Origin of the sequence: Burkholderia sp. AU4i (assembly GCF_000466765.1) — a bacterium.
GTDB classification, from domain to species: domain Bacteria; phylum Pseudomonadota; class Gammaproteobacteria; order Burkholderiales; family Burkholderiaceae; genus Burkholderia; species Burkholderia cepacia.
Genome location: NZ_ASSI01000038.1, coordinates 82,143 through 88,821, shown reverse-complemented (window position 1 = coordinate 88,821; position 6,679 = coordinate 82,143). Strand labels below are relative to the sequence as shown.

The window sequence follows — 6,679 nt, the reverse complement described above, 5'->3', positions numbered from 1 at the left end:
CACCACTCTTGACGTTAGCTCGTGCAGCGTCGCGTGCGCATCTGCAGGACAAGCGCTATTGCAAGCAAGGACATCATCAAGCCGCGCGTTAAACCTTGGCCCCAGCCCGCGTTGACGGCCAGGTAGTCGGAGGCAGTTTCACCGACAGTGGTGGACATGATTTTGATAATCCAGAACGCAAGCGTGATCTCAGGAACCTTGTTGAGCCAGCGGGAGATAGGCTTGTCGGTAGCGGGCGACATGGTGGCGATTCCTCAGAAGTAGCGTGCCACGCAGTCTAGCTGGGCAGACTTAGGGGAACCTTAGTGTGGCGCGGGGAGAAATCGGAAAACCAGGGCCGTCATATGCGCAATTTTCGAACTCATAAATTTGACGTAATGTAATCTAGAGAATTTTTTTGTGTAAGAGCAAAGTTGACACATCGCATCCGGCGCGCGGATACGGCCGATAAAGGACACGTTCTTTTCCTCACTCTGGAGCAGCCGGTGTTTTCCTAGTCGTTAATGGAGGATAGAGACGACCAGTGCCAAGACGGAAACCGCGAGCGCCACGATGGCCACGAGCAGCATCGAAGTATTAGTCATTCTCGCGTAGTAGAAGTCACGCATTTCTCTCATTCTCTTGTCCATCTGTTCGAGATCCACTTTGCCACCTTCGGGATCCGAATACATGCTGGAATATGCCGCCCGAATCTTTGCCTCGATTGCTTCGTGAACTTCACGGTTCCAACCATCAGTCCATTCGACAAACCAGCGCGCTAGCTTTTTTTTGCTCATGCTGCTGCCTCTTCCCGTTTTCCCGTATGGCCCGCGCATCGAGCACGAGCGTTTTCCGGTGTCTGCGATCGAGCTTTCAGGCCATTCGAGAGCTTGGCTCCTCAACGTCGTCATCCCTCAACTCTGAATTCTTCGGCAATTCAATAATTTTAATCATCCGAGAGGCAACCATTTCCAACGAACAGCCATTGCGCTGTAGTTTGGCACAGGGCTAGACATGGGTCGGTATCCGGGGTGCCTTTGATTCCCGCGCGTTTTTACAGTTGGACGCCTTTAAGCCTGACAAGGCCTTGCCTTGCGGCCCCAAATAACGATTCATATAAAACAATGGGTTAGTATCTACCTTTCGTTGCCGAACAAAAGAGCGTCTTCTGACATGGCCACATCGAAGATGGTGGATCAAGCCATCAAGATGACGGGACGAAATAGACAAGGAACCGATGAACGAACTGGACAACGAACAGGCGCTGAAGTCGTATCCCGACCGCCGCCAGTTGCACCTGAACCGCCCTGGGAAATCCGATGGATCGCGTGATCGCGGGCGAGGAGTTCAGCGACGTGCCGGTCGAAATCGAATCGGCCTCCGACGAAAGCGTGAGCTAGGTCCACCGCATCCGCAGCCTCGTGCTGACGAACGCCGCCGGCGAACCGAACTGCCTCGCGCTCGTGGTGCAAGACGCAACCGAATGGGCGAGCGCCGAGGAGCGCTTCGAGCGCATCTTCAACGCGAACCCGGCGCCGGCCGTGATCTGCCGGCTCGACGACCTGTGCTACGTGAAGGTCAACCAGGGCTTTCTCGACATGACCGGCCACGTGCATGAAGACGTGCTCGGCCGCTCGGTATACGAGGTCGACGTGCTCGAACAGGCCGAGCGGCGCGAACTCGCGATCGAGCGGCTCCGCGAAGGCGCGACGATTCCGCAGATGGAGGCCGTGCTGAAGCTCGCGGACGGCAGCACGAAGGCCATGGTGGTCGCCGGGCAGCCGATCGACATGAACGACGAAGCGTGCATGCTGTTCACGTTCATGGATCTCGAGCCGCGCAAGCAGGCCGAGCGTGCACTGCGGCAAAGCGAGGAACGCTCCGCGACGGCGTTCCAGATGGCACCGGTCCCCACCGCGATCGTCACGGCCGTTGCTCGACGTGAACGGCGCGTTCGCCGCGATGACGGGCCATCCGCAGGACGACCTGCTCGGCAAATTCGCGGAGGAGATCGGGCTGTGGGCCGAACGCGCCGCGTGGCAGCGCATCGAAGACCGGCTGGCGCGCGACGGCAACGTGCGCAACGCCGATGTGCGGATCCGCACGCGTGAAGGCGACGTGCGCGATTGCGTCGTGTCGTCCGACCCCGTCGCGATTCACGGGCGCGACTGCCTGCTCGTCGCGCTGCTCGACATCAGCGACCGCAAGCGTACCGAGATGGAGCTCGTCTACGCGATCGAAACGGCGATGCAGGATGCGTCCTGGTTCAGCCGCACGCTGATCGAGAAGCTGGCGAACGTGCGGCGCGCGAATGCGCCGGATGCGGGCGCCCAGCCGTCGGACCTGACCGCGCGCGAGCGCGACGTGTTCTACCTGCTGTGCCATGGCCTGACCAACATGGAAATCGCCGGCCGTCTCGGGCTCGCGCCGAACACCGTGCGCAATCACGTCGCGACGATCTACGCGAAGCTCGACGTGTACAGCCGCGGCGAGGCGATCGTCTGGGCGCGCGAGCGCGGGTTAGTCGGCCGAATAAGCAACCGCAGCAGTTGAGTCGTTTTGTCGTCGGGCCGCGTTTTACGCAGGCGACGTTATTGACGTTCCTAACGAGCGGATGCTGAACTAGGACGTCGTCGTAGCTGGAAAGCGGACTGATACCTTTGCCGACTCCTGGAGACCTTCATCAACGGTGCGGTTCGCGAGATGCCGGACCTCGGTCGAGCATCTCGTCCGAATGTTTACCCTTCTTGCTTGACCGCGGTAGACATATACTGTTCGCGGACTGCCAGTCCCCCGTATGGCAGGTGGGATGCGGTGACCGTCGCTACGTAATCCGAATAGGCGTAGCTCACCCGTGCAACCGCCACGGGTTTGCCTATAAGCGTTTCCAGTGACGTATCTCCAGACACAGATGTTGGCGCTCCGAGCACATTGTGCAGATTCCGGACGGCGATCTGCCAGCTCCGTCGTGTTTCATCTGCGGACATGTCGCGACGGTACACATTGATGGCCATCAACGTGTGATCCGGCGCGAAACTGAACCATATTTCGCTCACGGGTGGTCCATTCGAGCCGAGCGTTTCTGCAGGCACGCCTCGACAGCGCAGGTAGCGCAAGCCTCGGGACAATTCGAGGCACTGCGCCTTGTATCGCGACATTCTTTCCAGGACTTCTGCTTCCGTACTGCGATCGAGCTGCAGGCCAAACGCAGGACGGTGGGCGGCCGCTGATACACCTCTCTCCTGCAAAATCGCTTTGTTGCGAATCGACAGCACCGTTCGGGAATCGACGGAATCAACTGGACACTTCACGCCAAGCTCGGTGAGGAGCCGTCGCCCTTGCGTCGTGTGCAACCAGCCGATCCCGGCAACACTCACGGAGAGTGCCGCAGCGACGCACGCGATCACGTGGGTCGTTCGCACCGCCGTCAGCCCGTACATGATGTTGCCACCGTCGGGGGAAGATACACCGGGCCGCCGGGTGTGGCGCTGATGATGGTATTACGCAGGTTGAAGAGGGTGGGTACCGCACTGAACTGGAATTTTGTGCCGACCGGGATGCCGGCCGAGTTTTTCTCGGTGAGCGTGTACGTTCCATTTGTCGTCGACGTCAGTGCGGCAAAGTCCGCGGCCGAGAGCTTGCTTTGCAGCGTCGCGACGAGATCCACCATGAACTGATCGAACACGCAGCCCGGAACGCCGACGTCGTTATGGGCAGTCGTCATGTCCTGGCACATCTCCGGCTGGGCGTCGATGTCTCCGGCCACCTTGACGGGACCAGGGTAGGTGTACGGACCGCCGAGGAGCGCTTCGAACTGCAGCGTGAGACAGGCTTCAAGCCGTGCTGGCGTGTCATGGGCTGCACTGCTGTGGCTCGCATTACCTGTTACAGCCGCAAAATAGGGCGCTTCGACCGGGTCCGCCAAAAGGCCTGCGACAGCCGCATTGACCACGCCGGCCACCACGCCGGGGGCCGCCGAATCACCGCCAAGCGCGGTCCAGATGGCCAGATTCTCCGGATGTTGCGCTGCCACGGGCGCAATGTCGTCTCCGCCTCCGCAAGCGCTGAGCGCGAACGGCGCCGCTGCGGCAACGACGATACCGATGAAAAGCTTCATGAGTTGTCTCCTCTGAATGCCATCGCGACGCCATTTCCCGAGGTGGGACGCCAAGCACCTTGGCTGGATGACATTTGCAGATACGGCGGCTGAGCGCGAACGGATGCAGTGGCGATTGAAGAAGGGCACGGTTGTCGACACCGTTGCCATTCCGTGGATCGAGGATCTGTCCGCGATGAAGTGTTCAACCGTGCATCCGCTGCACGGTTGGTCTCGTATCTCCGATTGCTTCCAGTCAACGGCGGCAATCTTTCGGAGAACGAAAATGAAATCTTGCGGCAAAGCAAAACTGGGTGGTGCGGCGCTCGCCCTTGCATTTGCAACGTGCATCTACGCGCCGGCCACCGAGGCCGGATCCATGTCGATGGAGCAGACGGTCGAGGTGGGTGGCGCTGCGATGTACCCGTCGAGGAACATCATCGAAAACGCGGTGAATTCTCACGATCACACGACCCTGGTCGCAGCGGTCAAGGCGGGTGGGCTGGTCGACACATTGTCGAGCAAGGGGCCCTTCACGGTATTTGCACCGACCAACGACGCATTCGCCGCGTTGCCGGCCGGCACGGTGCAGACATTGTTGAAGCCGGAGAACAAGGCGATGCTCGTCAAGGTGTTGACGTATCACGTCGTATCCGGACGACTCACGGCATTCGACCTTGCCAGGGCGGTCGAGCAAGGTGGCGGCAAGGCGACACTGAAGACGGTCGAAGGCGATTCCCTGATCGTCAGCCGTGGCGCGAACGGGCTGGCCGTGACCGACGACAAGGGCAATGTCGCGCACGTCACGATCGGCGATGTCATGCAGTCCAATGGCGTGATTCACGTGGTCGACTCCGTGCTGATGCCCTGATGCCTCAGCCTGTATCGGAAGGAAGGCGTGATGTGCGGAAGCAGGCCGTGCGCGCTTGCACATCGCGTCGCCCCCGGTGTGTCGTCGGGGCGCCCCGTCGCACGGTCGAGCCCCAACGTTCCGATCGGCAATTCGTGATTCGATTCCGGCTAGCGATCGAAGGTCACTTCATTTGGCTCGGTGGATTCAGGATCTCTACCGAACTGAGGGCTCGCGCGCGTGCAACCTGGTGATCCACGATCGGGAAGGGATAACTTGCGCCGAGCGCGATGGATGCTTCCCGCAGCGCTTCAGCGGAAGCGGTCCATGGGCTGTGGAGTGTTTCGGCGGGGAGTGCAGACAGTTCGGGCACCCACCGCCGCGTGTATTCGCCGCTCGAGTCGAACTTTTCCCCCTGCAAAACAGGATTGAAGATTCGAAAATACGGGGCTGCGTCGGCGCCGCTTCCTGACACCCATTGCCATCCGGCGGGATTGCTTGCCTCGTCCGCGTCAACCAGCGTATCCCAGAACCATGCTTCGCCCTCGCGCCAGTCGATCAGCAAATGCTTGGTGAGAAATGATGCTGTCACCATGCGCACGCGGTTGTGCATCCAGCCTGTGTGCCAAAGCTCGCGCATGCCGGCGTCGACCAGCGGGTATCCGGTTTTCCCCCTTTGCCACGCGCGAAGCGCCTTGGCGTCGGTACGCCACGGCATGGCGTCAAACTGACGCCGAAAATTGAACTGATGAAGGGGTTCGCAGTGGTAGAGAAGGTAATACGAGAATTCTCTCCATCCGAGTTCACTGAAGAACTTGTTCAATGACTCATTTTTAGCATCGTCAATGCGAACAACTCGCCTGCTTCGCATTGCGTCTACCGCTGATAACGTCGCGTACCACACCTGCCGGGCCGAGATATTTCCGAAGCGAAGATATGGAGAAAGCCGGCTCGTCGCTCGAGTGGCCGGAAAATCTCGAGCGCCGGCATAGTCGGAAAACGAGTTTTCAATGAAGGCCTCGAGTTGATGCCCGGCCGCTTCCTCGCCGCATCGCCAGGTCGCACGCAGACCCTCCGCCCAGTCTGGCGTCGAGGGCTGCAGTGCAAGTTCAGGAAGCGTACGGACGTGTGCGCTGATGTTCTTGGAGACGGGAAAGAACGTGACCCGAGCGGGCGCCGACAGCGGGCACGGCGGGAAAAAATTGTCGCGGCGAGCGGCTTTCCAGTAAGCGCTGAATACCTGGAACGGCAAGCCTTCGCGCGTGGCCACTGTCCAGGGTTCCCGCAAAAGGTGGCCATTGAATGTCGACACGTCGATGCCGCGCGCGATCAGGTCTTTCTTGATCGATGCATCCATTTCCGTTTGCGCTTTCGAGTAGCGGCGATTCCAGCAAACCATTGCCGCCCGGGTTTCGACGGCGAGGTGCCTGATGGCTTCGTGTTCGTTACCGCGAAGCACGAGCAGCGAGCCGCCGAGAGCGGAAAGCGAGCCGTCGAGTTTTTTCAACGACTCGTGCAGCCACCACTTTTGCGCGCCTCCCATGGGACGCCCGAGCGTCGGGGCAGGGTCGTAGACGTAGACGCAAACAACAGGATGGCCGGTGCTGACCGCATGAGAGAGTGCGGGATTGTCGCTGAGTCGTTGGTCATCCCGAAACCATACGATAACGGGGCGGGATTCATAAGGCAGTTCGGAGCTTGTCATGTGTGGTGCCCGAGAAGGTACGTTGGCAATTTGAACGGGATCGGAGATA

5 protein-coding genes and 2 pseudogenes are annotated in these 6,679 nt (G+C 59.9%); 2 read left to right on the top strand and 5 right to left on the bottom strand.

What is annotated here, in order from left to right:
* Positions 1 to 20: 20 nt before the first annotated feature.
* Positions 21 to 242, bottom strand: a pseudogene (locus tag L810_RS07635) (hypothetical protein); the annotation flags it as partial.
* Positions 243 to 500: 258 nt separating this feature from the next.
* Entirely contained in the window at positions 501 to 776 is a 276-nt protein-coding gene (locus tag L810_RS46935; protein ID WP_155836135.1) for a hypothetical protein, read from the bottom strand.
* Between the two features lie 519 nt (positions 777 to 1,295).
* Between L810_RS46935 and L810_RS07630 the strand changes: the two are divergent.
* Positions 1,296 to 2,532, top strand: a pseudogene (locus L810_RS07630) (PAS domain S-box protein); the annotation flags it as partial.
* A gap of 185 nt (positions 2,533 to 2,717) precedes the next feature.
* Here the strand turns inward: L810_RS07630 and L810_RS46930 are convergent.
* A complete protein-coding gene (locus tag L810_RS46930) occupies positions 2,718 to 3,419 on the bottom strand; it encodes a hypothetical protein (RefSeq protein WP_155836133.1) in 702 nt (233 codons plus the stop codon).
* Complete coding sequence (locus L810_RS07625; protein WP_042973681.1) at positions 3,407 to 4,096, bottom strand: hypothetical protein; 690 nt, start codon at positions 4,094 to 4,096, stop codon at positions 3,407 to 3,409. The genes L810_RS46930 and L810_RS07625 overlap by 13 nt, the downstream gene beginning before the upstream one ends.
* Positions 4,097 to 4,454: 358 nt before the next feature.
* On the opposite strand from L810_RS07625, the gene L810_RS07620 reads away from it, so the two are divergent.
* Entirely contained in the window at positions 4,455 to 4,946 is a 492-nt protein-coding gene (locus L810_RS07620; protein ID WP_009687764.1) for a fasciclin domain-containing protein, read from the top strand.
* Positions 4,947 to 5,109: 163 nt separating this feature from the next.
* Here L810_RS07620 and L810_RS07615 read toward each other — a convergent pair whose 3' ends face one another.
* Positions 5,110 to 6,630 carry a cryptochrome/photolyase family protein gene (locus L810_RS07615; RefSeq protein ID WP_042973679.1) on the bottom strand — a complete coding sequence of 507 codons (1,521 nt, stop codon included), beginning with the start codon at positions 6,628 to 6,630 and terminating at the stop codon, positions 5,110 to 5,112.
* Between the last annotated feature and the right edge of the window lie 49 nt (positions 6,631 to 6,679).